The organism is Lysinibacillus sp. fls2-241-R2A-57 (assembly GCF_030209535.1).
In the GTDB taxonomy this organism is placed as follows: Bacteria; Bacillota; Bacilli; order Bacillales_A; family Planococcaceae; genus Lysinibacillus.
In genome coordinates this window covers 1-24,661 of record NZ_JARVRU010000158.1, presented here as the reverse complement: position 1 = coordinate 24,661, position 24,661 = coordinate 1, and the positions used below count along the sequence as shown (strand labels likewise).

The window sequence follows — 24,661 nt, the reverse complement described above, 5'->3', positions numbered from 1 at the left end:
ATTATACTTTATAAACTCCCAATTCTCTGTGTCCATTATTTAGACTAACATCAAAATCACTATTAGAGGTCCCTACCGAATACAAATACTTTTTAAGAGAAGCTGGCATTACACCATTTTTCCAATCAGACTTTTTTGAATAAACTTGAGAAAAGCCATGTCAGCACTAATTATGCTACATGGCTTTTTTCCTCTAAAGTTATTACAAATCATCAAACCTGTTATCTTCTTCACATCTTCTGGAACTCTGGGGAAAAGGTTCTTTAACTGTGATCACTATGTTAGAATGAAAATCAGAATGAAGTAAACATTACCAATAATGTTATAGCTTCCAATAAAGCAACAAAAAGGGGATGAGAAATAGTGTTTCCAATCTTTTATTCCATTGGTTTGCTAATCGTATTACCTGCGAGCTTTATTATTTCACTATGGAAAGCTCCTTTTAAAAGTAAACTGGAATGGTTGTTGGACTCATTGGTAACTGCAGCACTAATTATTTGGTTATTTCAAGCAGGAAACTGGAGTTGGGTCGGATATTATGTTCGCTTTCTTTGGTTAGCTCTCTTGATTGTCACTGTCATTTTTTCTTGGAAAAGGGTAAGGAATTTACCGTTTACAATAAAATATACACTAAATCAAAAGTTTTCAATTGGTATTTATATTGTCCTTATTTTGGTTTTTGGTACGTATAATGCTTTGGTCGTAAAAAGCTATACAGTAGCTGAAAAAGGAATTGAGTTATCTTTTCCACTTAAGAATGGCACCTATTATGTCGGACAGGGTGGCAATCAGGTGTTAATGAACTATCATCAAGACCATCCAGGTCAAAAATATGCTTTAGACATTTTAAAATTAAATACGCTTGGAACCCGCGCAAGTGGACTTTATCCAGGAGAATTGGGTAAGTATCAAATATTCGCAGATGATTTGTATAGTCCTTGTAATGGAAAAGTAGTCAACATCCAAAATGATTTACCTGACCTCCCTCCTCCTAAAGCTGATCCAGAAAATCCTGAGGGAAATCATGTCGCCTTATCATGTGAGAACTATGATGCTACCGTTTTATTAGCTCATATGCAAAAAGGCAGCATAGTGGTGGTTGAAGGAGACAAAGTAACGTCGGGCCAATTACTTGGGAAAGTAGGAAACTCCGGAAATACAAGCGAACCACATTTACACATTCACGCCGAAAAGGACGGGAAAGGTGTACCGATCACATTTAATGATCGATTTTTAGTGAGAAATAGTTTGGTACGATAATTTTAACTTATTTCTTTTTCTTGTTATATTACCTTTATCAGCGGTCGTTGGAGGTTTTCGGCGATTGTTATAACTTTATCAGCGTTACTCATGGTTTATCGGCGATTGTTATAACTTTATCAGCGATTACTCATGGTTTATCAGCGATTGTTATAACTTTATCAGCGATTACTCATGGTTTATCAGCGATTGTTAATAGTTTATCAGCGATTTAAAAAGCGCGAAAAATCAATTTAATAAACTTTGATTTCTCGCGCTTTTCTAATGTGAAATTTTATAATTTTGCTTTAAAAATATACTTATGCCCTAACCTCATTGAGCATTACAAATCATCAAACCCGTTATCTTCTACATTAACCTTCACATATTGACGAGAACGTTGCTCGAAGAAGTCTGTTTTCCCTAAGTCAACATCCTCGTAAGCTTTAACCCACTTCAATGGATTTTTGCGATAGCCTTCAAATGGACGCTCGACGCCAAGTTGATTACAACGAACATTGGCATAGAAGTGCACATAATCATGGACATCTTCCACATCAAGGCCATCAATTTTATCGCCAATCACTTCATTGGCCCAATCGACTTCTAGTTGTACAGCCTCACGGAAGATTTCCTGCACACGTGCTGCTCGTTCTGGCGTATCGTATTCAGGATATTCCTCTAATAACTCTTGATAAATTTTCACAAATAAATCAACATGTAGCTGTTCATCGCGGTTAATATAATTAATCATCGTTGACGTTGCCACCATTTTTTGATTGCGTGCTAGATGATAGAAGAAGGCAAAGCCAGAATAGAAGAATAAGCCTTCTAAAATCACATCATAAATAATCGCCTCTAGCATATTGTCAACAGTTGACTCCTCTGAAAATGCACGGTAGCCCTTAATAATAAAATCATTACGTCGCTCTAACACTGGCTCCGTACGCCAAAAGTCAAACGTACGATCTTGTTCATCTTTGTTCACAATACTTGATAGCACATAGGAATACGAGTGATTATGAATAACCTCTTGCTGCGCTAAAATGATCATTAGTGCATTTAAGCTTGAATCTGTTAAATAATCTGCTACTTTCCCCGCAAAATCAGTTTGCACACTGTCTAATAGCGCCAGTAAACCGATAATCTTTAAGAAGGATTCCTGCTCAACTGCTGATAGCTCAGGAAACTGCTTCACATCATTGCTCATATTAATTTCAAATGGAGTCCAGAAGTTACCTAGCATTTTTTTATACTTTGGATAAGCCCAGCTAAAACGCACATCATCCCAGTTTAAAATGTTAGAAGAGCGTCCGTTCACAATGCCTGTTGAACGGTTAGGTGCTTCTTTATCCATAATTTGTCGTTTAGTAATTGTTGTCATTATTTACTTCCCCCTAGCTAGCGCAAGACTCACATTCTAGCAATTCTACAGATGTCGAGCGCACATAATACGTCGTTTTTACACCGCTCGCCCAAGCATTCATATGCAGTGCCAGTAAATCCTTCGCCTTAATCGTATTTTGAACATATAAATTAAGCGAAATACCCTGATCGATATGACGTGCTCGTGCAGCATTTTGCTTGATTGTCCAATTTTGATCGATGAAATAAGCAGATTTATAATACCAAGTCGTCACTGGTGATAAATCTGGTACAGTTACTGGTATTTTGTAATCCTTCTTCTCCTCTGAATAACTCTTTTGGAAAATAGGATCAATCGTTGCCGTACTGCCTGCTAAAATGGATGTCGATGAGTTAGGTGCAACTGCCATCACATAGCCGTTGCGCATACCTTTTTCAGCAACTGCCGCACGTAATGCATTCCATTTATCACTGTCATAGCCACGTTTGTCAAAATAAGCACCAGTATGCCAATCTGAGCCCTCAAATAATGGATAGGCTCCTTTTTCACTTGCCAAATCGTTGGAAGCACGAATCGTTAAATACGCAATTTCCTCATATAGCTTGTCCGCGAATTCTACAGCATCCTCAGACTCCCATTGAATTTCTTTTAAAGCTAATAAATGATGCCAGCCAAATGTTCCAAGTCCAATACCACGATAGCGCAAATTCGTACGCTCTGCCTGTTTTACTGGAATTGTATTTAGAGCAATAACATTATCTAGCATACGTACTTGAATTGGAATCAAGCGCTCTAAAACACCAGCCGGTACAGCTCTACCTAAATTAATGGATGATAAATTGCATACTACGAAGTCTCCAGGCTTGCGACGTGTAACGATGACATCATCTTCTAAAGTAATAGACTCAAATTCAGTTGGTGACATGTTTTGGAAAATTTCTGTCCTTTTCTTCAACTAGGTTCGCTAGACCTAATCCGTTCTCTTATGAACTGCTGTATATCACTATACAGAGGAGACTATATCATCATCCTCAGCTCTACCTGAAGGATGCTCCGCTTTTCCCTTTATGAATTATCCCTATAACGGGCCTCGCTTGAGGGGTACTCTACTCGCTTCTTCACTCATGTTTTTCAATGAGTTATGCTTTCGATAGTCGTTAGGCTTTTACTTTTGATTAACTAATTTAATCAAAAGATTTAGCACGGTAGGTTATCACATTGTGACTTTCCCCGTTTAACGGAGTTTTCGACAACCATTTCTGATTGAAGGTGCTACTATTAACACAAATTACTTGAGTAAACCATTCCTTCATGTTTATTCGGATTCATGCGGTTTACTTCATCACGATAGAACATAAACGGCACGCCTGTTTCAAGCTGTGAGCGCATAATACGCTTCATAATATCGATCGCCGGTACGACTTCACGGCTTAATAAAGGATTGGCGATACATTCTGCATATTTTGTACGGAAGGAACCGTCACCTTTTTTCTCATCATAGAAATCCTCTAGTGAGTAGCCCATAACCTCTCGTACTTCATGTGGGTCAAATAAATGCCATTCCCCGCGCTCTTCAACTGTCTCCATAAATAAATCCGGTAAGCATAGCCCTGTGAAAATATCATGGGCACGTAAACGCTCATCCCCATTGTTTAAACGTAAATCTAAAAACGTAAAGACGTCCTTATGCCAAACATCTAAATAAACAGCAATAGCTCCTTGGCGTTGACCAAGCTGATCGACTGAAACTGCCGTATTATTAAGCTGTTTAATCCAAGGTAATACGCCACTTGATGCCCCTTTAAAACCTTTAATAGATGAGCCTCGGCTACGAATTTTGCCCATATAAACGCCAATGCCACCACCGTATTTCGATAAGGTTGCAACATCTGTATTTGTGTCGTAAATGCTTTGTAAACTATCATCTACTGTATCGATAAAGCAGCTAGATAACTGTCCATGTGTTTTCCCTGCATTCGATAATGTCGGAGTGGCTACTGTCATATATAAATTGCTCATTGCCCAGTAAGACTCTCGCACCTTTTGTAAACGATTTTCTGTTTCATCCTGCATCAATGTCATCGCAATGACCATCCAACGTTCCTGAGGTAGCTCCACTGGTGTTTTCGTATAATCACGGACAACATAGCGGTCCATCAATGTTTTTAAGCCAATATATGTAAACAACTCATCTCGACTTTGTTCTAAATAAGAAGCAAGTTCCTGAAGCTCTTGCTCACTATATTTTGTTGTTAAACTTTCATGATACAAACCAGCCTCTGTATAGCGTGCTAATTGTGCTGGGAATACCTGATAAACATCTTTCACTGAAACGCCGCGACGCATTGCAAATTGGTCATATAATTTTTCTAAATAAATTTGCGCTGCAACAAATGTCCAATATGGCTCCTCTTCATCAATTAGGCTAAGCGTTTGTAAAATCATCGCATCTGCCCATGCCTCAAATGTGGCATTGTCATTTTTTCGTAGCCATCGATCCGATAACCTTACAAAACTTTCAAGTTCATCCTCCGTGTAACTATTCTTTAACTTAGCAATTTGCTGTTCGATTTGAATTGTCATATACACATACTCTCCCTTTCTTTCTACAACAACACAAAAAGCGATCATGCACCCTCTATCGGTTGCGTGATCGCTGTAAAATCGGAAATGGAAATGAAGGACATGCACACAAAGAAGTGAACAAATCTCTCGCCTCCACTTCTCAATCCCCGAAGAATGTGTTGTTGTCTCGAACAAATTGGCAGGTCTCCTGGCTCATGCTTCCTCCAAATGATCGCCTTCCCATTTTTAACAGTGGCCTCATCATCATTTGTCAGCACTTACAGTTGCGGGGACAGCTTCGGCTTAAGATGCTCTTTTTCCGAATTCCCTTTTAAACCATATTGGTACCTCTTGTCCAAAATACTATATATTGTGTTTTAACTCCTAAACAAATCTAACATATTGTGTTTGTTGTTGCAATAGGCGTTTTGCCCCTTGAATTTTTTTAAGTGCTACTTTTTCTCGAAGCAAGCCCTATTACAATGCAGTTTTACGTAGTTTTTCAAAATTTCTAGGAAAAATATTTTGTGCCAGTTGCTCTTTTTCTGGATGTACTCCTAGTAAAATGACTGCACATGGGCCAGCCGTTTTCTCAACATCTAGCGAACTTTTGACCTGTTGATTGCCAAAAAGGCGGGTAAATTCTGCTTGCAGACCTTTTGATCCTACTGGCCAAACTTGCTGCACGATGTCCTCTTTCCATGCCTGAAAAACAGGCTGTAGCTGTGCGACATCCTCAGGCTGCGCAAGGACTTCATTGCCTACAAGTGGCAGTCCATATGTATACCAAATAAGTTGTTCATGCTTAGTTAGTGTACGTTTCTGCTGTTCTCCAAGCATCGTTATAGACAAACCTGATTGTACAGTTGGCATATTGGACTCAGTGCTACCGTCTATTTGCGGACAAATAAGACCAGCTTCATCAAAAACTTGCTGAATGCCTGCTACATACCGAGACCATGCCGCATCCCCTGAAAAATTAGCGAGTAGGACATGTGTTGGTAAAGCATTTGCGGCAAGCTGCTCTAAAAAAGTAACACGTGCTGTCAAGTATGCCGTTAGTTGATCTGAGGCTGACACAACATCTTGTGGTTTTTCACCAATTGCTGCGGCATTATCTGTCGTAGCAATGAGCTCCCCTATTTTTATGGCATTTCTCAATGTAATCGCCCTGCCTTACGCACAAATACTTTAGATAAAATTGGCATTGCAACTGCAACGATGATTAAATTAATCAATGTTGCCAGCGGAAGACTCGTAAGAGATGCCCAATAAAATGCCGGACTAATGATAAAGTAAAACGGTAATGGTGCCACAACGCCATTTAAAATAAGTGCCACAGGCCATTTCCAGAAATGCATTCCTTTATTATGCATAATCCCGAAGATCCATACAACGATAAACATTTCTACTGCGATAATAATATGGAGTGGTCCTAGTGGGAAGCCAGAAGTTAAGGCTGTAATAAAATGCCCAATTACCCCCGCAACCCCAGCCAATACTGGAGATAAAAATACAACACTCAAAAATGCCGGAGCAGAGTCCAGCGCAGCAGTTGCAATAAATGTTGGAATTTTAATCACTGCACCAACTGCACAAATTGCCGCTACCATGGCAACGAGTGTCAATTTCATTAACCTTTGTCGATCCATTCCATTTCCTCTTTTCTTTTTATCTTTGACGCTTCACTATAACGTGGAGTTGATTTCCATCCGACCCTGGGCGTCCACTCCTCGTATTAAAAATTCTTCAAGACAAATATCACGTCATTTAATTTGTTCCCCGATACCGTACCAAATGCGTACGACATGTTCCGCTTCAGCAAATAACGCCTGGTACAAGCGCCCACATGTATCGCGTAATAATCGTGCCTGTTTTTCCATCGGCACAACCCCACGTCCCATATCGGTCACAATTATATACAGTGCACAATTTTCGTCAAGAGTCTTTAGTCTTGTCAAAATGGTTTTGACAAGGGCCTCATCATCCTCTAGATCTTGTGTCACGAGCCACTTTTCTAAGTTTTTAATAACAAGTATATCACTGGCAGGAATGTCATCAGGTACATAGCCATCTACTAGCTCAACTTTTTGATCTGCAAGCAAATTCATGACATAGTCGGTTTTTCCACTATAAGCTCCTCCGATAAAGACATGCATCTTGCTCCCTCCTCCCAAGCCTTTCTTGAAAACGTTAAAGTGAACATTTTATCATGCGGCGTATGATACGTCCAAAATGGTTGCTCAGTTGGTGCAAATGCAACAAGCAGTGCTCGAATGACTCCACCATGAACGACGAGATGATAAACATCTTCATCTTTGGATAACGCTGTAAACCCTTCCATAACACGCGCACAAAAGGCATCAAAGCCTTCCCCTTTTGGAGGCGGTGATTGTACCGGGTCATCTAACCATGCACAATAACGATGATCAGATTTTAACTCCTCATATGTTTGCCCTTCAAATTCACCGAAGTTCGACTCTCGGAATCTCTTATCTGCCATGTAAGTTGCGTTCGTAAAATAATGGGCAGCTGTTTCTCTACAGCGCCGTAAATCGCTACCATACACCTTTGTGACATCTTTATCTACAATAGTCAGCGAAGATACATCTGCTAATGATGAATCTGTCCAGCCGATATAACGCTTTTCCAGATTTTCCTTTGTTGGTGCATGTCTCATTAAGCGCACAATAACAACGTCACCCACAGCACAACCTCCATTCCTTCAATTGAAGCACCGAGTAAATCCCCTGAAACACCACCAAAGTTGCGCACTGTAAATTGTCGAAAGACTAAAAAGGCAATCGCTAATACAGCAATCAACACGAACGGAACAATGGAGAAGCCTATGACAAACAATAAGCTAGTATACGCCACAACTAGTGTGATAAGCATAAAGCATATAAGCAAACTCGGTTTAATATGTGTTTTAAAAAAATAAGCAAGCCCTTTTTCTTTTGAACACTTTAGCGACATAAAATAAAAGCTCATGCCCACACGCGTTAATAAAGGAATAAAAATCAACATCCAAAGAGCTAACTTATGCTGCACGAATAGTTCATGCAATACGACGAATTTACTAAGCACTAAAAATAGCACCGAAAGCACACCAAATGCACCGACACGTGGATCATCTAAAATTTCAAGCCGCTTCTCCCGGTCCCGATACGAAAAATAAGCATCCCCCATATCGATAAATCCGTCTAAATGTAAACCACCAGTAAATAAAGCGAATAGTCCGACAACCAAAAAGGAAAGCAAAACCTCACTGCTCATCGTCCATTCTGTTAAACCATATATCACCGCTGCCACTACGGTGCCCATAAGAGCCCCTAACCACGGCAAAAAGGCGAACATCCCCGTAATGGTTGCTTTGGATAAAGGAATTTCCTTATGTACCGGCAAAACTGTAAAAAATTGAAATGCAAGTTGTAGGCTATGCCAGAAATTTTTCATCGTCTTGCCTTCCTTCTTTCTATTTTCAATGTGCGTTGCATTATTTCCATTTCTTTACGATACTATAATTTATTTCATACGCCTCATCTGCTATAGAAACGAACCATTGATGTAAATTCCCGAGCTTTTGTCGGTATAATTCAACTTCCTCGCTTGTATATGGAGGCTCATCAAACAATTCATTCGAGACGACAAAAAACGTCACCCTCTTCTCAAGTAACGTCTTTACTGCTTTTTTTAAGACACGGAGCTTCTCCTCTAAACAGCCTGGTTGATCTACACATGGCGTACCCGTGTCAAAACCGTCATAAAAAGCATTTGTCAGCCATGTCGTGACACAGTCCCATAACACGACATCGCCATCGGTCAGGCTTATCAATGTATCAGCGATTTCATAAGGTGCTTCTATCGTAAGCCATTCAATATTTTGTGCTTGTCTATCTGCCTGATGACGCAATATTCGCTTCTCCATCTCACGGTCCATCGCTACGCCAGAAGCAATATAAATAAGTCTTTGTGCTTGCATGAACTTTGTTTGATAGTGAGTAACAGCCGCTTTTTCAGCAAAGTGGGATTTACCACTGCGTACTCCCCCTGTAATGAAAATCAGTGGCAATAGTTACGCCTCCTATTTTAAATGTTGAATGTTACCAATATCTTTAACGAGCCATTGTTGCTCTGATCGTTCAATAATCGTTACACTTGTACCATGAATGAATGGCTCTGCCCAAAGCTGATTAATACTTCTGCCTAAAATAGCGTTAACCGTGCATTTAATCGTTACAGCATGGGAAACAATTAACACATTGTCCTCAGGGAATTTTTCTGCAATTTTTTTTAACGTAAACATTGCTCGTTCAGTTACCGCACCGAAGCTTTCGGTATGAGTTGCTGTGAATTGCGCAGGATAATCGGTATATAATTCATAGTCTAAGCGATTTGTCCTAACGATGTCCTCGACCGTTTTACCTTGCCAATCTCCTAAAAAAATCTCGCGTAATTCATCCGCATAGTAAATGGGAATCTGTCGATCACCTACAAGAATATCCAGCGTTTCCTTAGCACGACCACTCGTACTGCTAAATGCTGCTGCAAATGAAAATTCACCTAAATGCTCGTGCAGTTTTTCTGCATGTAAAACACCATTTTCAGACAATGGCGAATCTAACCACCCTTGTAGTCGATGCTCTTTATTCCACATCGTTTCACCGTGTCTCACTAAATAAAAAGTTGTCACCTTTCTCACTCCTAATTCGCATTAAACCATGCCTGTAAACAGTTTTTTAAATAAGTCATGGCCACAATATCTTTAATCCCGATACGGAACCATTCACCATGTAAGCCCATAAAGTTTTTTGTATGGCGCAGCACGACGCCCTTTGATAAACAATATGTAAAAAATGTATCTGCTTGCTGATTTTTAGGCAGCGCAAAACATACATAATTCGTGACACTATTCGTCACCTGGCAACCATTTTCTTGTAAATAGCTTTGTAGCAATTCCCGCTGTGTTGTTGCATAGGCAATCGCCTGTTGACAATAATTTTGTTCATCTAAACAGCCTGCCCCTATAACGAGTGCAAAGGCATTCAAATTCCAATGCGGTAAAATAGACTTTAACTCAGCAACAACGATAGGACTTGCCACTAAATAGCCAAGGCGTAACCCTGGAATTGCATACATTTTTGTCATCGAACGAACGACAATCATATGAGGATTTTCGACCACATATTGAATCAATGAATAGGCTTCATCGACCCAGTCAATAAAAGCCTCATCAATGACAAGCTCGCAATTGACTTTTGCACCGTGCGTCATTAATTGTAGGAGCTCCTCTTTATTAGGAAGCACCCCCGTCGGATTATTCGGTGTGCAAATATATAAAGCATCTGCGTTCGCCATCTCTCTTTGTAAACGCTCCATCGGCAATGTGTAGTGAACAATATCCTCTACAATAATCGGCACAATTTCAGCGCCTGCTGCTCGTAATGTTCGTTCATATTCTGAAAAAGAAGGATGTACGATAATTACACGTTTATTTGCATAACGTCTAGCTAAAACACTAAAAAGCTCTGATGCACCATTGCCTAGTAGTATTGAATCTTTCTGTACATGATGAAAAGCGGTCACCTTTGATAAAAATGGCTCACCATCCGGATCTGGATAGCGTTGAATAAGCGGAAAAAATGTCCGCCAACGTGCCTCAACGAATTGAGGTGGTCCAGCCGAATTGACATTTTCACTAAAATCATACACCTCTTCGGGCATGTTAAGCCCTAGTTGATGATAGACATTTTGCGGATTTGCTCCGTGATTAGGTAATTGCAAAAATTAACACCTCCACTGCTAACATAACAAGAGTAAAGAGCAAAGTAGCAATACGCATATGAATAACAGACTTTGCAATATGCTCTTTTGTTAATGGAACTAATTTTTCGCCCATTATTGCACGATAAGAAACGACACCTTGATATGTATTTTTCCCACCTAGCTGTACCCCAAGTTGCACAGCTGTGGCTGCCTCTAAGTAACCACTATTCGGGCTTGGGTGCTTTTTCGCATCCTGTGCCCAACGTTTTAAACGGTTACCAAGTGATCTATTTGTTTCATTTTTAGTCCCTAGTACCATCAGTAAGCCTGTTAACCGGCTTGGAATAAAATTCAATACATCATCTAGCTTTGCAGAAAACATACCAAAATCTTTATATTTTTCGTTTTTATAGCCAACCATAGAGTCTAACGTATTGACAGCCTTATAGCCCCATAACCCTATTGCGCCAAATAAAAAGGCATAAAATAATGGAGCTGTTACACCGTCACTCGTATTTTCTGAGACCGTTTCTACAACACCACGAACAATCTCATCTTCGTCAAGCTTCTCCGTATCACGCCCAACAACCCAAGAAAGCTTCACACGAGCCTCAGCAAAATCCCCTTTGACTAGCGGCTCATAGACAGCCATCGCGGCCTCCTTCAAGCTACGCTGTGCTAGTCCTATACCAATTAGTAGCCCCTCCATCAATATGCCAAATAATGGGCTAACCTGATAACTTAGTAGCATAATGGCTGTCACAACAAACATCGTTGTACCAACTACAGCGAGCGCCATAATCATGCCGCGGAGTTTTCTCATTCTTCCTTTATTCCACAATTCAGTTTGAGATTGAATGAGCTTTCCAATCCAGCGAACCGGATGAGGCATTTTAGGAGGATCACCCACTACTAAATCAAAAGTAAGCCCGATGATACAGGCAATCATCAGTGCCATCATAAAGGATTCTCCTCTTTATCTTTTTTATATTTTTGCACAGCTTCTCGCATCGTTTCGTAAACACCATGGCCAATAACTTTCCCAAGCATCGTAATCGGCCCTGCATATTGATGGTAGTCGCCTTCCTCCGTCGAAGCAATCAACAAACTATCCGTTGAAGTACCTGTAGCTTGTGTGCCTGTTGTTGGATCTGTAATGCCCTCATCAAAGAGTGCCTTAACCTTTGCCTCTGTCGTAGAGATCATCGCTTGAAATAAAGCTTCATCCGACAATCTCCCATTTATAAGAACCCACGTATTGATGGTACCTGCATGATATTGCTCCTTGCGATGAAAAGCACGCGTTATATCTACGGCATTGCCAAGTCCAGCTGTAATCATAATGACAAGATGAATGCCTTCATATGTAAACTCACGGATTGTTGCATACCTGGCATAGACAGCCGTCATCATCGCAACTGTCTTATCAACGGGAAAGCCCTCTGACTGTAAAAATAGTTGTAATTCTAACTGCGGTTTTCGTTCATCATACGTATAGGGCACCGAACGATTCATCATATGTGTATAATAGCCAAAGCCCGGATTATGTACGGCTGAAGATACGACCTTCATCGGTGAATCTGTTCGGACGGCAACATAATGGTCAGAAATATGAATATCGCCCTTGCGAAGTACTGACATGATCTCGCCTCCTATTCAGAAAATAAAAAAACAAATTCTTACAAAGAAGAATTTGTACTGTTGATTTTTAACTTAATCATCTTTCCCCAATTTAAAACTTTTGAATTTTCGCACAGCATCGCAACTTCATAATACTCAAATTATTTATTTTTTTTGAAATTGTATCATAAATTCGCGTTTTAAAACAGTTCAATTTCGAGATATTCCGTTATTGCTTTTGTTTTAAGTGTTTAAAACGAACAATGGATCCCGCAATGATAAATACCCAGCCAATCCCGATATAGACAAACTTCATTGTTTTAGTCGAGGCAGGTAAAATATCCATGATCGTTAAACAAACAAATAGTATGCCAATCATTGATAGAAACATACCAATCGATAATTTTTTCAAAAGTAAAACCTCCAATCTATGTACGCCCTCGATTTTACCGTATTCCCGTGAAAAAGAAAACACTAATCCCGTTCAAGGATTAGTGTTTATTTACTTAAACTCTCACATGCGCAAAAAATTCTTCATAAAGCGCCTGTAAAATTTGATTTTCGAATTCTTGTAGCACACCGAATACTAAACTAACTTCAGATGAACCTTGATTAATCATCTCTATATTTGCACCTGTTTTTGAAATAGCAGTTGCAGCACGTGCCGCAAGACCTGTGTTATTGCGCATACCTTCCCCTACGATAACAATCATAGAGAAACCATGACGCATTTGCACGTCATCAGCATACAATTCATGTTTCACACGATAAAGAATACGCGCTTCATTTTCTGGTGTAATTTGATTTGAGCGCATAATAACAGAAATATCGTCTAAACCAGACGGCGTATGTTCATACGAAATATTTTCATCTTCTAAAATTTGTAGAAGCTTACGTCCAAAGCCTACTTCACGATTCATCAAATACTTTGACACATATAAAGTTGAAAAGCCACTGTCTGCCGAGATACCTGTAACTGGACGACCTGTAGCAGAGCGTCTTGGTACGATACGAGTACCTGGGGCTGATGGATTATTTGTATTTTTTATGTTAACGGGCACCCCAATCTTGTAGACAGGCATTAACGCTTCATCATGGAACACTGAAAAGCCTGCATAGGATAATTCGCGCATTTCGCGATACGTAATTTCTTTAATTTCCACTGGATCATTCACGACTTTCGGATTCGCAGAAAACACACAATCCACATCCGTAAAGTTTTCATAAAGCTCTGCTTCAACAGCTGCTGCTAAAATAGAGCCTGTAATATCAGAGCCACCGCGGTCAAACGTTCGCAATATGCCCGCTTTAGTGTAACCGAAGAAACCTGGGAACACAATAATTTCTTTTGTATTTTTTAGAGGTGCTAAATTAGCATAAGCCTCTGGTAATGCATACGTGCGTTCAGGTAAATCATTGACCACTAAACCATCTTTTGGACTTACGTAACGAGCCGGCATACCGATAGAATTGAAATACGCTGCGATAAGCTTCGCGTTATTATCTTCCCCTGCTGCTTTCATGCTATCGATAAATAATTCCTCATTCGATTTATCGCCTTGCACACGTTCACGCAAATCTTCAGCTATCACGCCACAAATTGTATGATCTAACTGCAAACCATCTGCAATCGCCTTAAAACGATTCACAACTGTTTGCACTTTCTCTTCCACATCTTCATTTTTTAATGCTGCCATTGCTAAATTTATTAATAAATCAGTTACCTTTATATCATCACCGGAGCGTTTCCCTGGCGCTGAAACGGCTACGATTTTACGTGCCGGATTAGATTTTACAATGTTTGCTACTTTTTGAATTTGTTCTGCACTTGCTACAGATGTTCCACCAAATTTACATACGATCATATCTATCAAATCCTAACTTTTTAAATTAATTGTATTTCTCCACAAAACAATTGAATGTACACAGTGTACAAATTATCGCTCTCTACGTCAATACAATTTAAAAAATTCACGCAATTTACCGATAGAATATGGACAATTTCCGCACTGTTTGATTTATTATACGGATTTCGTATGAAATAGTTAAGGTTTTTACAAATTTTTTTTGTAGAATTCACATAATCGTACAAATCTTAGTCTGAACTAGCTTAAATCATCTAAAATACAGGATTTAAGTGATTGATTAAAACAATATAACATGCCAAATCGATCCAACTTAACCATGTCATTTTGACAATTTTTTTGCAGCCATCTTTCCCTTATATATTGTTTCCATTTTGGATGAAATAGAAGTACTTTTCTTCTATATTATTTAATGAAAACGCTTCATCATTATCATATGCAGAAAAAATTGTGATGTTTGTGCTATTCGCAATCGATGAAAGTCGCTCACACTTCAAGTTAATTCACCTTTTTGCGTTGGTATTTGTTTCTTTTCGCGGATATCTCTGCTGCGCGCGGATATCCGTTCTCATCCTACACGTTTTCTTAACAAGATAGAATTTGATATTTTTAATGATGAAGATGAGCCTCACGGATACATTCATGAATTTATTCAAACAAATTTCTAGAAAAAAATATTCCCTATTTCTCTTCAAGCATGAAAGAGATCCTCATCGATATTGTTTCAAACGGGATTAATTGCACGCAATCAGATGATAAAAAGCGGACAGTTCCACTTGAAATGGCTATCAGAATTTTTGCCACAGCTTTTCTTGAGATGCTTGTTTGGTGGTTAGAAAACGATATGCCATATCCACCTAAATTTATGGCTACGCAACTAATGAGCATTTCAGTGAAGGGTCCTTATGTAGACAACCCTTTTGGAAGTTAAAGCTTAAGAAAATTAAAAACACCCTTCTGTAAAAAATGTCCATTACAACATGTCCATTTTCCAAAAGGATGTTTTTTATTATAAATGACACACAAACCAAAACGTTATTTCCCTTTTACTATCGTTCTTTGAGCCTTTTTAATGATTCTCTCAGTAGCCTTAGTTGGAGATTCTTTTTGCCATTCATCACAAAGGTTTTTTACCCACTCTGGTTGAGTTTTGCTAGCATCATTTAACCAGTTACCGACAGAATCTTGAACATACTTTGACGAATCTGATTTTAGTAAATGTAGAATAGGAAGTACGATTTGCGGTTCTTCCTTTAATCTTTCAATATGCTTTGTCCATACTCCGCGAGGACGGATTGATTCTAAACTGAACCTACGAATGTTTTCATCTTCACTTTTCGCCCACTCTGCTAACAGGTCTACGCTATTCTCAATATTTGCTGAAAGGTCTTCCCTAATTGACATCCAAGCAATTTCTCGGACACCAAAATGATGATCTGCTGCGAAAGGTCGGATATACAACAATTTCTCCTCTAAAGAATAATCGTTGTTTTTATTCATAAATGCTGCCCAACATCGGACACTATCAGATACATGTTCGGAGCAAACTTTGATTACATCCTCTTTTTTAGTAGCACTTTCATCTATCATGACTGTATCTAATAAACTCCCTATTAAACGTATAGCCTTCATTCCCGTTTCGACTTTTTGCTTCTCTATCTCAGTTAGTACAAATTCTAATTTTTCTTCTAGCCCTATTGTTGGTAGAACATTTTTGACTAAAGAAATATGGTTAACAGCTTGCCATTCCATTAAATTAACACTCTCTATTTCCCCTTGATTCAACAACATTAAAACATCATTTGGGATATCGCTAGCCTTTCTAGCTCCCTTTCTATTTAAAATATCTTCTTTTACAACCATTTCATAACCCCCTGAAATTTTATTAGATGTCTCTTTCTATATTATTTTTTCTTACAAATTATTTCCACTATTAAAAGTGCAGCACCTGAGATAAATTTCTTCAGATGTGTCTATTAACGATTTTATCTATTATCGTCCTTTCAGAAATATCTCTTTAAATTGAAACTAAATGCTTATAGCAAAAATTTCTAATTTTTTTAGAATAAATACGAGGGGTGATACTTTGTCAAACTTCATAAGCAAATACGGAAAATATGTAGTGCTACTCATTTTTATATTTGTATTAATTTATTTTGGAATCCCAGATTTCGTGAAGCCTGTGTTTGTTTATGAGTATCTTGTATTTTTCGGAATAGCTTATTTATTTGCTATTCTTCAAGATTTTTTTAATCCAAGTGCAAAAACAGATATATTACTACGTGTAGCCATCATCATTAGTTCGCTCGTCATGCTGATTACATCCATCTACTATAAAGCCACGTTCTCGGTTGTATTTTCTGTAATAATGTTCGTTGCGATAAGTTTCTCATTATATTTAGCAATCAAGCATAACAAAACTAACAAGCAACTGGATTAACCCTTTTGCTTGTTTGGCTTGATGATTGGGGAGCGATCTTTTGGCATTAACCTCATCACTACTTGAATACGATCTAATTTCGATATTGATATCGAGTGGCTTGATAGAGACACCTATGATACGATTACAAAATAAACAACTTCATTTGTTTTTTTAACTTTAGTGAAATCAAGTGAACAACAACTTAAAAGGATGATAATCAATTGAGTAACGAACAAAATAACAGTAAATTTATATACACATATGTACATCATGTTGACGAATATGATTTGTGCAGAATGGAGATGCGTTCATTTTTTAATCTTGATTCCCAATCAAACTATATAATAAGCCCTTTTAAAATTGATCCAAGCCGTAGTCCTTTTATACAAGACAGACTTGAAGTGCTATATGAAGAAAATAACATAGAAAACATCAAGACATTGGTGAAGGATTTAACAGTAAAGGAAACAACTTTTAAAGTAGTTTGTTTAAATAGTATGGATATAGGTGAAGAGAAGAAAATTCATCTGCCAGAGCGTCGATTGTTAGAACGCGAGGTAGGATTGTGCATCGATGGCGAACCAGAACTAAATGAGCCTGAAGTTGTATTTGGTCTTATTTTAATAGATGGAAAATGGTATTTTGGAAAGCATATGAAGAGTGAATCCATTTGGCATAATCATTTACACAAGCCACACAGTTATTCAACGGCACTAAGTACTAGAGTCGCTCGTACTGTTGCAAATATCGCAGTTCCTCAACCTCAAAATATTCGTGCGATTGATCCTTGCTGTGGTATAGGGACAGTAGTAATTGAAGCCCTTTCCATGGGGATTAATATTGAAGGGCGAGATATGAATTACAATGTTTGTCAAGGTTCCAGAAAAAACATCTCATATTTTGGGTTAACAGGCACCATTACATTAGGTCCAATCTCCGAGGTTAAAGAACATTATGATGTCGCAATAATTGATTTACCATATAACTTATTTACGCATACATCAACCGAAGATCAATTTAATATTCTACAACATGCTCGACGCATTGCCGATAAAGTAGTTGTCGTTACAATTGAAACAATTGATGACTTGATAGTAGATGCAGGTTTTGTTATAGCAGATCGATGCATTGCTAAAAAACAATCATTTTTACGTCAAATTTTATTATGTGAATAAAAACACGAACTTTCTATCTTTGAAGAAAGTAAATCCAATGCAAGTACTGAAATTATCAGTGTGTGGAAATATAGCAACCATCTTAGCAATAATCCATGCCTTTTGTTCATCACATATACTTCATTAATTAATTGTAAGTAATGCGGATAAAAAATCATCTTTCACTCACACTAATGGTGGAGGTGAGATGATAATGGGTAATAATAAACATAAAAATAATAAAACTCAAGACAACAAAAAACAGCAAAATCAAAATCAAAATGCTAACAGAGAGCGTGAAAACAGAGAAGAGTTCGCTGAGGAAGTAATCTTCAGTCGTAATCAAAATGAAAATAAACGTTAGTCGTGATATCTAAATTAATTTTGAACTCCCCCCCAATATTCACTTTAGAAAAAGGTGTGTATTGGGGCTTTTCTTATTATGAAACCATCGACCACGATCCATCTCTTTCAATTTCTTAAAGTACAAAAAACCCGGGTGTGTTAATCTACATTTCATTAACACACCTTTATCTTCTCTTAGTATAAAATTACATACAATTCCAATTTATATTTAATTAAATGTAGTTAACTCTTCTGAAATAGAATTTAAAAAGTCTTTCTCAAACACAATATAGTATTGACCATCTATCGTTTCCGATTTCATTCCCTCACTTAAAGATAACGATTTTACAGAATCAATTTCTATTTTATTCTCTAACAAATGATCAATTGATGTATTGGCTTCTATTTTAGTAGTAAGTTCTTTTAATTGTGTTTGTGGGATTTCGTTTTTTGTTTTATTAATAACAGCATGAATGAGATTTAATAGGTTTTCTTCATCGAATTCGTATCTTTTCCCCTCTGTAGCAGCCATCATTAATGCCACAATCTCTTCGCCATTCAAATGATTCGTCCCCTTTTTGAATTCAAATGCCACTCTAGAAATAGCTCTTACTCGAATATCTTCTGGCAAGTTGTAATCTATACCATTCACTGAATCAATCAGCGTTGAAAAGGTTTCTAAATCCATAACTGCATAATAATCAATTGTTAAATCAAATAACTTAGAAACTGTTGTTCTTACACTTTCAGCTCCACCCGAACCGTCAGCATAAGCATATGACAATTTATCGTATGAAGTAATTCCAGTACTCTTATCCAATATCGGAACATAAGTATCACGAGGGATAGACAGAACTTTCACCATCTTTTTATCTTTACTATAAGTAATTAAAAGGTTAATAGGTATTCTATTATTCTCATCTTTCACCGTAAATAGAGTGGTAAAAATCTCGTCTTCTTGTAATACTGTACCGCTTGTATCACTTCTGTTATATTCTTTATTAACGTTTCCAGGAAGAATCGATGGAATAAACAAAAATATACACAAGCCTACCACTAATAAAGAAACTGTAAGTGGAGCGAATTTTTTAAAAGAAGAAACAAGAGATTTTTTCTGCGTATTATTATTCTTCTCTAGTTTATGAATTTGTTCAAATACTTCATTACGGTATTCTTTCGTAAATCTTAGTTCTTGATCAGACGTATTAGAAAATTTATCTCTTAATCGCTTATCTTCCATTAAGTTCTTCCTCCTTAATCATCGGCTCTAATCTTTGTTTTGCTCTTCTTAATCTAGTTTTCACTGTATTAACTGGAATATCCAAAACTTCGGCAATTTCCTCTGTCTTTAATGAATCATAGTAGTATAGATAAACCACTTCCCGATACACTTTCGGAAGAGAAAAGATCGTATCTTTTATTTCAGCTTTATTGTATTTATCGATAACTGTTTTTTCTGTTGATGGTAATATTGACTTTGCTGTTTCATTAATAAAACTTTTTACCTGTACCATTTTGTAATTCCAACTTTTTAAATAATCTTTACATTCGTTAATTGTTATACGATAGAGCCAAGTTTTAATTTGTGCGTCAAATCGAAACGAATCAAGGTTCTTGTAGCATTTGATAAACGTATTTTGAACAACATCCTTAGCAATCTCTGTATCTTTCACATAAGAAAATGCCAATCGTACCAACTCATTACCATATTCAATCATTATTTTTTCTAATATGAAATCTTTTTCTTCTCTATCCAATCTACTACCCTCCCTTTCAACCTACTTCAAATTCTGCTATTAGACGATTACCAAATCATAATAGGTTCAATTTCCAAAAAATATTTATTTTAACAAAGATTCTCCACTAATTGGCGTAAAAAAACATCCATACAATTATAACTAAAATACAAAACCTGTATCTTAGATTACAAAGTAATCATAGATACAGGCTTATTGTTTATAATTATTCCTTATTCCTCTTAACTGCGCCGTTAGCCACCCATGAAGTGCAAAAATTAGCACTTCATCACAGAAAATGAAAGACTGCTGCGTTAGTTTTTAAGTAAAATATGCAGTTGTTCAATAAGTAAATGCATTAATTAAACGGCGATCATTTTCGCTAAAAATATGTAGCTTTGTAAAAAAGTTTGATAAAAATCACCTCTTTAGTTATTTTTTGAGGTGATTTTTTAATGTATATTTGAAATTTAACAGGTGCATGCTGCTTGTTTTTAAGTGGTCAGGTAGGTCCTGCCAATTTCCAACTTGGTTTAAAAAATATCTTAGAGATAAGATCAATCTTTGAACCTATTAAAAGGCGTACGGTCTTGAAGCCACCGAAATCAAGACTGTTCTCAATGACACGATTTGGCCTTTACAGAATTAATAAAACTTGCGTCGAGCAAATTATTAGGATCTTCCCAATAGCTTGAACACTTATGTGGAAAATCCCTGGAATGCGCTCCCACCTGCATTCATATATTACACCATTTTTTATTTCTATCCATTATATTATGTGCGGCATTTTCGCCAAATCAATACATTTCATCATATCATTAAATCTAATTTTAAAGAAATCTACAACATTGTTACTATTAATAAAAAATGTTATATTATATTGTTATAGGAGGAATTATATGCCAAAATTTTTTTTTACAAGTAAAGGGAATAGTGGGGTGATATACGATAGCAAGGATTTTAATGGGATTGGCTGTGTATTAGGTGTTTTTGCTATTTTAACAGTCGCTTTGGGAATATTAGGTGCAATTGTAGATACTGTAGCATACTTTATGATTAATTCGTATGAAACTATCGGAGAAACGCTCAGACCAGCATATGAATTTATCATTATGAAAATATTAGTTTTACCTTCTACTTTTGATATCTTTTTTAATATTCTTTCTGAAAATCATTTCATTAAAGCGCTTATTTTTAGTGGGTTAATTCTAATTTACACATTTTCACTTCACCTTGTATGGAATAAAAGCAAACTTTTAAACTTTTACTGTATTGCTAATATACTTATCCTTGCTATAAGGATCGTTTTTTCATTATTATTTGCTTTAATTGCTTTTGCAGCAGATGAGAATGAACAAATACATACTAATTCTTTCATACAAACTGATTTCAAGTTAAATATACTTGAGAATGAAAATAACCTGAGTTATAACACTCATATATATACGGATGAAGAAGTTAAAAAAGGAAATGCCTTTCCAGACGCAAATTCTGAAGAACAATATAAAGAGGTATTTTGGGTAGCTTTTGGTGAAAATGAAGAACAGATTGGTGTTCATTCTAAATTCTATACTAATTTTGAAATTGGTGGAGTATCTTTTAATTCTCCAGAAAAAATGGATCGATACCAAACGACTTTATCTTACTCACCTCCAATGGATGGTTATGAATACACAAACCAAACATTATTTACTATTAGTTTTGTTGGAGATGGTGAAATATTAAAAACTTATACACTCTCAGAAGATAACAATGTAATTGAAGTTGATATCCCAGTTGATGTAAAAAGGACATTCGGAGTAATTATCGAAGGTGACGTAACTGATTACTCAATCGTCACACTACTAGGATCAAAATTTATAAATGAGTTGAATAAATAACTTATATAAAAAATAAAAATCACCTCTTCACTATAAAGAAAATAGGTAAGAGGTGATTTTAATTAAGACGCCAACTTCTTTTTTGAGCACTTCATTTAGCGTGACTCTTTTGGTGGTTGGCAGACGTCACATTTACGTTGATGTTTATTTTTAAATTTTGTAAATGTTTTTTCAAAGTTGCTACCACATGCACATTTTAATAATAACTTTTGAGAAAAACCGTGATATTCAGTCGTTAGCAACTTACTTTCCGAATTATTCTCAACAAATTCTTTAATTTTATCAATCGTCCATTTTTTATTCAATCTCTTACACCTCCATATTTTATCACTATGCGGAGGCTTTCTTGGCATCCGTTCAGTTATAAGGAAAAGTCTTAATTACCCTAAGTTCCTCATTATAACATGAGCTCGTATATAATTACACAGATTGAAAATATCGTATTTGACTAATATCCTTTTACAAACATTGATGTATCAACGGATTCTACCACTTTATGATGAAGGAAAAATATTCCCCTCATTTTATTAATTACAAATGCCATCTTCCTCAAATTCGAAAAGTCTGAAGTAAGAACTATTCTGCCGTTCCTCCACCAATAATTGTACAATCAAGTTTCCTCCCGTTTGGCGAATCAAACTCCAATCATTTTCTTCAGTTTTTCAAAAGGCACATATCCCATAATTGGTTCACGTATTTTTTTTTGAATAATCAATCTAGAGTGAGGAATTCCCATTACCTTATATTCCGCTGCAATATCTGGGCTTTTTTCAACATTCACCTTTATAATTTTCACCTTACTACTGAATTCTTCATTGAGTTGATTAAGAACCCCTGCAAACATTTTACACGGGCCACACCACTCAGCCCAAAAATTTAATAATACAATCCTTTTTGTTTTTAATTGTTCTCTTAGTTCATTCTTTGTTGTAACATGAACAATTGACATAATTCTTTTCCTCCCTTGTGAAAATAAAAATCTTGAAGCTATAATATGCTTTTAGTTATGATTAGACCCTACTATCCCCTTTTAATTAACATTAAAGTGCTTTAATATCCGTAATTAAACGAACAATTTTCAAAATTGTACTGACCAAATCAACTACCATCGCGGTTTTATATCCTTCAGCAGCAGCTACTATTAATGAAGGCCGGCCTAATTTAGTAGTTTCCCCCGCTTCATAAACATTTTCCATTTTTTATGTATAAAGCTAAAACCCCAACAATGACATTTTGCATGTTAGGGCTTTTTCCTGTAAGGACATGTTTCAGGATACAGCTCCTCTAAGATGAAGCATGGTATGCTAAAGCAGTTCCATTTTACAGGGAAGCGCATATATAGGAATATATATTCTTATGGTAAAATCTTCATCAGAGCAAGAAAGAATAATTACCAATCATACATTTTCATACTTTCTGTGATGCAGTGTCGATAGGTCTTCATGAATTGCTACTGTAGTAAAATAGGAAGTAATCAAAAAACGCTTATAGGGGTAACATCACATGCCCATCAAGCTAACCAAGTAAATTACTAGATACGAAATGATTCTTGTTTCAAAACTAGCAGTGATAAAAAGTAGGTATGCTAAAGAAGCCTATTACGGTCAGCTTCTTATACCTATGACATTTACGACCGTTTTTTTTTGAGCAGCTGATAAAGGCGATGCAGAATTTTTAAAAGTTCTTCTGTGCAAATGGCTATCGCTTGAAACAGTAACGGAAAGTAATCTTTAATCATATAAATCGCTTGCCTTGAAACCGTAGAAGCAGGCGATTTGTGTTTACGTGATCTTGGTTACTTCGATTTAGGAGACTTACAGACCATTCATGATAAAGAGGCTTACTATATCTCGCGGTTGAAGTTGATTACACGCATTTATATCAAGAACCCTGAACCAGAATACTTCAGCAATGGTACTTTAAAAAAGCAGACAGAATACATCCAGCTTGATATGACAAAAATGATGTCTGGTCTAATCCATGGTGAAACGATAGAACTCCCCGAGGCATACATTGGCCAGAATCAGAAACTTCCAGCACGTGTTATTATCCATCGTTTAACCGATAATCAAACGCAAACACGTCTGAAAAACCAATCGATACGTGAAAAGAAGAAAGGCATTGTCATGAAGGATAAAAGTAAACGTTTAATGGACATGAATATATATCACGAATACGTCGCTAGAAGAATAGAAATAAACATAATTATAGTTTAAAAGTATGTATTCGAAAGGGTGTTATCAATGATTAACAAGAAAATTAAATTTTCAGTAATTTTCTTTGGTCTCTTACTTTTAACCGCTTGTGAAGGTGAGACATTTATATTGTATGGGGAAAGTGAAAATTGGGCCGTACAATACGAAGTTGAGAAATCTGCTGACTGTCAACCAACAAGTGGATATATCAAGTTTATCGGAACTCAACCTAATCCGAAAAAAGTAGAGTATGACATTAGTAATTCAACAGGAGATGTGCCAATAGAGGAAAATGGAACTTTCACATTGCCAAACGGATGTACAAATGCTACAGAGGATTCAAAGATTGAAGCGGTAATTAAATGGGATAGTCATTCGGAAACTATACCCTTAACTAATAAATCCAAATAAATAACCAATGTGTTATGGTTCGGGTACTTATTAAAAAAAAACGTAAGCCCGTAATCAAATAACGCATATAAATAACCAGGCACCTCCGGTACGATAA

27 protein-coding genes, 4 pseudogenes and 1 riboswitch are annotated in these 24,661 nt (G+C 36.8%); of the genes and pseudogenes, 9 read left to right on the top strand and 22 right to left on the bottom strand.

The window, feature by feature from the left end; all coding sequences use genetic code 11:
* Positions 1–363: 363 nt before the first annotated feature.
* Positions 364–1,260 (top strand): M23 family metallopeptidase, encoded by an 897-nt coding sequence (locus QRN68_RS21475; RefSeq protein ID WP_285399069.1) that lies wholly within the window; start codon positions 364–366, stop codon positions 1,258–1,260.
* A gap of 47 nt (positions 1,261–1,307) precedes the next feature.
* Positions 1,308–1,475, top strand: a complete 168-nt coding sequence (locus QRN68_RS21470) for a hypothetical protein (protein ID WP_285399068.1) — start codon at positions 1,308–1,310, stop codon at positions 1,473–1,475.
* A 107-nt stretch (positions 1,476–1,582) separates the two neighbouring features.
* Here QRN68_RS21470 and QRN68_RS21465 read toward each other — a convergent pair whose 3' ends face one another.
* The 15 genes and pseudogenes from QRN68_RS21465 to QRN68_RS21395 all read right to left on the bottom strand — a co-directional run bounded on the left by QRN68_RS21465 (position 1,583) and on the right by QRN68_RS21395 (position 14,421).
* Positions 1,583–2,623 (bottom strand): ribonucleotide-diphosphate reductase subunit beta, encoded by a 1,041-nt coding sequence (locus tag QRN68_RS21465; protein WP_285399067.1) that lies wholly within the window; start codon positions 2,621–2,623, stop codon positions 1,583–1,585.
* 13 nt (positions 2,624–2,636) lie between these two features.
* Positions 2,637–3,548 (bottom strand): annotated as a pseudogene (locus QRN68_RS21460) (ribonucleoside-diphosphate reductase subunit alpha); the annotation flags it as partial.
* Positions 3,549–3,886: 338 nt separating this feature from the next.
* Positions 3,887–5,188: pseudogene (locus QRN68_RS21455) on the bottom strand (ribonucleotide reductase N-terminal alpha domain-containing protein); the annotation flags it as partial.
* A gap of 162 nt (positions 5,189–5,350) precedes the next feature.
* Positions 5,351–5,537, bottom strand: a riboswitch (cobalamin riboswitch).
* 110 nt (positions 5,538–5,647) lie between these two features.
* Positions 5,648–6,331 (bottom strand): hypothetical protein, encoded by a 684-nt coding sequence (locus QRN68_RS21450; RefSeq protein ID WP_285399066.1) that lies wholly within the window; start codon positions 6,329–6,331, stop codon positions 5,648–5,650.
* Positions 6,328–6,822 (bottom strand): ECF transporter S component, encoded by a 495-nt coding sequence (locus QRN68_RS21445; protein ID WP_285399064.1) that lies wholly within the window; start codon positions 6,820–6,822, stop codon positions 6,328–6,330. Before QRN68_RS21445 ends, QRN68_RS21450 begins: the two co-directional genes overlap by 4 nt.
* A gap of 114 nt (positions 6,823–6,936) precedes the next feature.
* Positions 6,937–7,329, bottom strand: a complete 393-nt coding sequence (locus QRN68_RS21440) for a bifunctional adenosylcobinamide kinase/adenosylcobinamide-phosphate guanylyltransferase (protein WP_285399062.1) — start codon at positions 7,327–7,329, stop codon at positions 6,937–6,939.
* On the bottom strand, positions 7,278–7,877 hold the full coding sequence (locus QRN68_RS21435; protein ID WP_285399061.1) for a histidine phosphatase family protein: 600 nt from the start codon (positions 7,875–7,877) through the stop codon (positions 7,278–7,280). The genes QRN68_RS21440 and QRN68_RS21435 overlap by 52 nt, the downstream gene beginning before the upstream one ends.
* Positions 7,850–8,626 (bottom strand): adenosylcobinamide-GDP ribazoletransferase, encoded by a 777-nt coding sequence (gene cobS, locus QRN68_RS21430; RefSeq protein WP_285399060.1) that lies wholly within the window; start codon positions 8,624–8,626, stop codon positions 7,850–7,852. The genes QRN68_RS21435 and cobS overlap by 28 nt, the downstream gene beginning before the upstream one ends.
* A gap of 40 nt (positions 8,627–8,666) precedes the next feature.
* Positions 8,667–9,242, bottom strand: a complete 576-nt coding sequence (locus QRN68_RS21425; RefSeq protein ID WP_285399059.1) for a bifunctional adenosylcobinamide kinase/adenosylcobinamide-phosphate guanylyltransferase — start codon at positions 9,240–9,242, stop codon at positions 8,667–8,669.
* A 12-nt stretch (positions 9,243–9,254) separates the two neighbouring features.
* Entirely contained in the window at positions 9,255–9,863 is a 609-nt protein-coding gene (locus QRN68_RS21420) for a histidine phosphatase family protein (protein WP_285399057.1), read from the bottom strand.
* A gap of 11 nt (positions 9,864–9,874) precedes the next feature.
* Positions 9,875–10,954, bottom strand: coding sequence for a pyridoxal phosphate-dependent aminotransferase (locus QRN68_RS21415; protein ID WP_285399056.1), 1,080 nt, complete (start codon positions 10,952–10,954; stop codon positions 9,875–9,877).
* A complete protein-coding gene (gene cbiB / locus QRN68_RS21410; RefSeq protein ID WP_285399055.1) occupies positions 10,941–11,897 on the bottom strand; it encodes an adenosylcobinamide-phosphate synthase CbiB in 957 nt (318 codons plus the stop codon). Before cbiB ends, QRN68_RS21415 begins: the two co-directional genes overlap by 14 nt.
* Positions 11,894–12,577 (bottom strand): adenosylcobinamide amidohydrolase, encoded by a 684-nt coding sequence (locus QRN68_RS21405; RefSeq protein ID WP_285399054.1) that lies wholly within the window; start codon positions 12,575–12,577, stop codon positions 11,894–11,896. Before QRN68_RS21405 ends, cbiB begins: the two co-directional genes overlap by 4 nt.
* 208 nt (positions 12,578–12,785) lie before the next feature.
* A complete protein-coding gene (locus tag QRN68_RS21400; protein WP_285399053.1) occupies positions 12,786–12,968 on the bottom strand; it encodes a hypothetical protein in 183 nt (60 codons plus the stop codon).
* A gap of 94 nt (positions 12,969–13,062) precedes the next feature.
* Positions 13,063–14,421, bottom strand: a complete 1,359-nt coding sequence (locus tag QRN68_RS21395) for an aspartate kinase (RefSeq protein ID WP_285399052.1) — start codon at positions 14,419–14,421, stop codon at positions 13,063–13,065.
* Positions 14,422–15,118: 697 nt separating this feature from the next.
* Here QRN68_RS21395 and QRN68_RS21390 point away from each other — a divergent pair.
* The gene (locus QRN68_RS21390) at positions 15,119–15,352 is read left to right on the top strand and encodes a TetR-like C-terminal domain-containing protein (RefSeq protein WP_285399051.1); all 234 of its coding nucleotides are present in this window, start codon (positions 15,119–15,121) and stop codon (positions 15,350–15,352) included.
* A gap of 104 nt (positions 15,353–15,456) precedes the next feature.
* Here QRN68_RS21390 and QRN68_RS21385 read toward each other — a convergent pair whose 3' ends face one another.
* Positions 15,457–16,284: a DNA alkylation repair protein gene (locus QRN68_RS21385; protein ID WP_285399049.1), complete on the bottom strand. Its 828-nt coding sequence runs from the start codon at positions 16,282–16,284 to the stop codon at positions 15,457–15,459.
* Positions 16,285–16,507: 223 nt separating this feature from the next.
* Between QRN68_RS21385 and QRN68_RS21380 the strand changes: the two genes are divergently transcribed.
* The 3 genes from QRN68_RS21380 (at position 16,508) to QRN68_RS21370 (ending at position 18,361) form a co-directional block, all read left to right on the top strand.
* Entirely contained in the window at positions 16,508–16,861 is a 354-nt protein-coding gene (locus tag QRN68_RS21380; RefSeq protein ID WP_285399048.1) for a hypothetical protein, read from the top strand.
* 203 nt (positions 16,862–17,064) lie between these two features.
* Positions 17,065–18,018: a TRM11 family SAM-dependent methyltransferase gene (locus QRN68_RS21375; RefSeq protein WP_285399047.1), complete on the top strand. Its 954-nt coding sequence runs from the start codon at positions 17,065–17,067 to the stop codon at positions 18,016–18,018.
* Between the two features lie 193 nt (positions 18,019–18,211).
* Positions 18,212–18,361, top strand: coding sequence for a hypothetical protein (locus tag QRN68_RS21370; RefSeq protein ID WP_285399046.1), 150 nt, complete (start codon positions 18,212–18,214; stop codon positions 18,359–18,361).
* Between the two features lie 210 nt (positions 18,362–18,571).
* On the opposite strand, the gene QRN68_RS21365 is transcribed toward QRN68_RS21370, so the two are convergent.
* Entirely contained in the window at positions 18,572–19,582 is a 1,011-nt protein-coding gene (locus tag QRN68_RS21365) for an LCP family protein (protein WP_285399044.1), read from the bottom strand.
* Positions 19,572–20,099, bottom strand: coding sequence for a sigma-70 family RNA polymerase sigma factor (locus tag QRN68_RS21360; RefSeq protein ID WP_285399043.1), 528 nt, complete (start codon positions 20,097–20,099; stop codon positions 19,572–19,574). Before QRN68_RS21360 ends, QRN68_RS21365 begins: the two co-directional genes overlap by 11 nt.
* Before the next feature lie 878 nt (positions 20,100–20,977).
* Between QRN68_RS21360 and QRN68_RS21355 the strand changes: the two genes are divergently transcribed.
* Positions 20,978–21,958: a hypothetical protein gene (locus tag QRN68_RS21355; protein WP_285399042.1), complete on the top strand. Its 981-nt coding sequence runs from the start codon at positions 20,978–20,980 to the stop codon at positions 21,956–21,958.
* A gap of 95 nt (positions 21,959–22,053) precedes the next feature.
* Here the strand turns inward: QRN68_RS21355 and QRN68_RS21350 are convergent, their stop codons facing one another.
* The 4 genes and pseudogenes from QRN68_RS21350 to QRN68_RS21335 form a co-directional block, all read right to left on the bottom strand.
* Positions 22,054–22,263: a hypothetical protein gene (locus QRN68_RS21350; protein ID WP_285399041.1), complete on the bottom strand. Its 210-nt coding sequence runs from the start codon at positions 22,261–22,263 to the stop codon at positions 22,054–22,056.
* Positions 22,264–22,592: 329 nt separating this feature from the next.
* Entirely contained in the window at positions 22,593–22,907 is a 315-nt protein-coding gene (locus QRN68_RS21345) for a thioredoxin family protein (protein WP_285399040.1), read from the bottom strand.
* A gap of 91 nt (positions 22,908–22,998) precedes the next feature.
* A complete protein-coding gene (locus QRN68_RS21340; RefSeq protein WP_285399038.1) occupies positions 22,999–23,154 on the bottom strand; it encodes a hypothetical protein in 156 nt (51 codons plus the stop codon).
* Positions 23,155–23,518: 364 nt separating this feature from the next.
* Positions 23,519–23,708: pseudogene (locus tag QRN68_RS21335) on the bottom strand (IS4 family transposase); the annotation flags it as partial.
* Here QRN68_RS21335 and QRN68_RS21330 point away from each other — a divergent pair.
* Both QRN68_RS21330 and QRN68_RS21325 read left to right on the top strand, forming a co-directional pair.
* A pseudogene (locus QRN68_RS21330) lies at positions 23,707–24,148 on the top strand (IS4 family transposase); the annotation flags it as partial. The pseudogenes QRN68_RS21335 and QRN68_RS21330 sit on opposite strands and share 2 nt — an antisense overlap.
* Before the next feature lie 53 nt (positions 24,149–24,201).
* Positions 24,202–24,564 carry a hypothetical protein gene (locus QRN68_RS21325; protein WP_285399037.1) on the top strand — a complete coding sequence of 121 codons (363 nt, stop codon included), beginning with the start codon at positions 24,202–24,204 and terminating at the stop codon, positions 24,562–24,564.
* Positions 24,565–24,661: the final 97 nt, after the last annotated feature.

Excerpts from the sequence above, each read along its gene's own strand:
- QRN68_RS21465 (WP_285399067.1), bottom strand. The coding sequence starts at position 2,623 with ATGACAACAATTACTAAACGACAAATTATGGATAAAGAAGCACCTAAC.
- QRN68_RS21445 (WP_285399064.1), bottom strand. The coding sequence starts at position 6,822 with ATGGATCGACAAAGGTTAATGAAATTGACACTCGTTGCCATGGTAGCG.
- QRN68_RS21440 (WP_285399062.1), bottom strand. The coding sequence starts at position 7,329 with ATGCATGTCTTTATCGGAGGAGCTTATAGTGGAAAAACCGACTATGTC.
- cobS (WP_285399060.1), bottom strand. The coding sequence starts at position 8,626 with ATGAAAAATTTCTGGCATAGCCTACAACTTGCATTTCAATTTTTTACA.
- cbiB (WP_285399055.1), bottom strand. The coding sequence starts at position 11,897 with ATGATGGCACTGATGATTGCCTGTATCATCGGGCTTACTTTTGATTTA.
- QRN68_RS21405 (WP_285399054.1), bottom strand. The coding sequence starts at position 12,577 with ATGTCAGTACTTCGCAAGGGCGATATTCATATTTCTGACCATTATGTT.
- QRN68_RS21395 (WP_285399052.1), bottom strand. The coding sequence starts at position 14,421 with ATGATCGTATGTAAATTTGGTGGAACATCTGTAGCAAGTGCAGAACAA.
- QRN68_RS21390 (WP_285399051.1), top strand. The coding sequence starts at position 15,119 with ATGAAAGAGATCCTCATCGATATTGTTTCAAACGGGATTAATTGCACG.
- QRN68_RS21385 (WP_285399049.1), bottom strand. The coding sequence starts at position 16,284 with ATGGTTGTAAAAGAAGATATTTTAAATAGAAAGGGAGCTAGAAAGGCT.
- QRN68_RS21370 (WP_285399046.1), top strand. The coding sequence starts at position 18,212 with ATGGGTAATAATAAACATAAAAATAATAAAACTCAAGACAACAAAAAA.
- QRN68_RS21365 (WP_285399044.1), bottom strand. The coding sequence starts at position 19,582 with ATGGAAGATAAGCGATTAAGAGATAAATTTTCTAATACGTCTGATCAA.
- QRN68_RS21355 (WP_285399042.1), top strand. The coding sequence starts at position 20,978 with ATGCCAAAATTTTTTTTTACAAGTAAAGGGAATAGTGGGGTGATATAC.
- QRN68_RS21345 (WP_285399040.1), bottom strand. The coding sequence starts at position 22,907 with ATGTCAATTGTTCATGTTACAACAAAGAATGAACTAAGAGAACAATTA.
- QRN68_RS21340 (WP_285399038.1), bottom strand. The coding sequence starts at position 23,154 with ATGGAAAATGTTTATGAAGCGGGGGAAACTACTAAATTAGGCCGGCCT.
- QRN68_RS21325 (WP_285399037.1), top strand. The coding sequence starts at position 24,202 with ATGATTAACAAGAAAATTAAATTTTCAGTAATTTTCTTTGGTCTCTTA.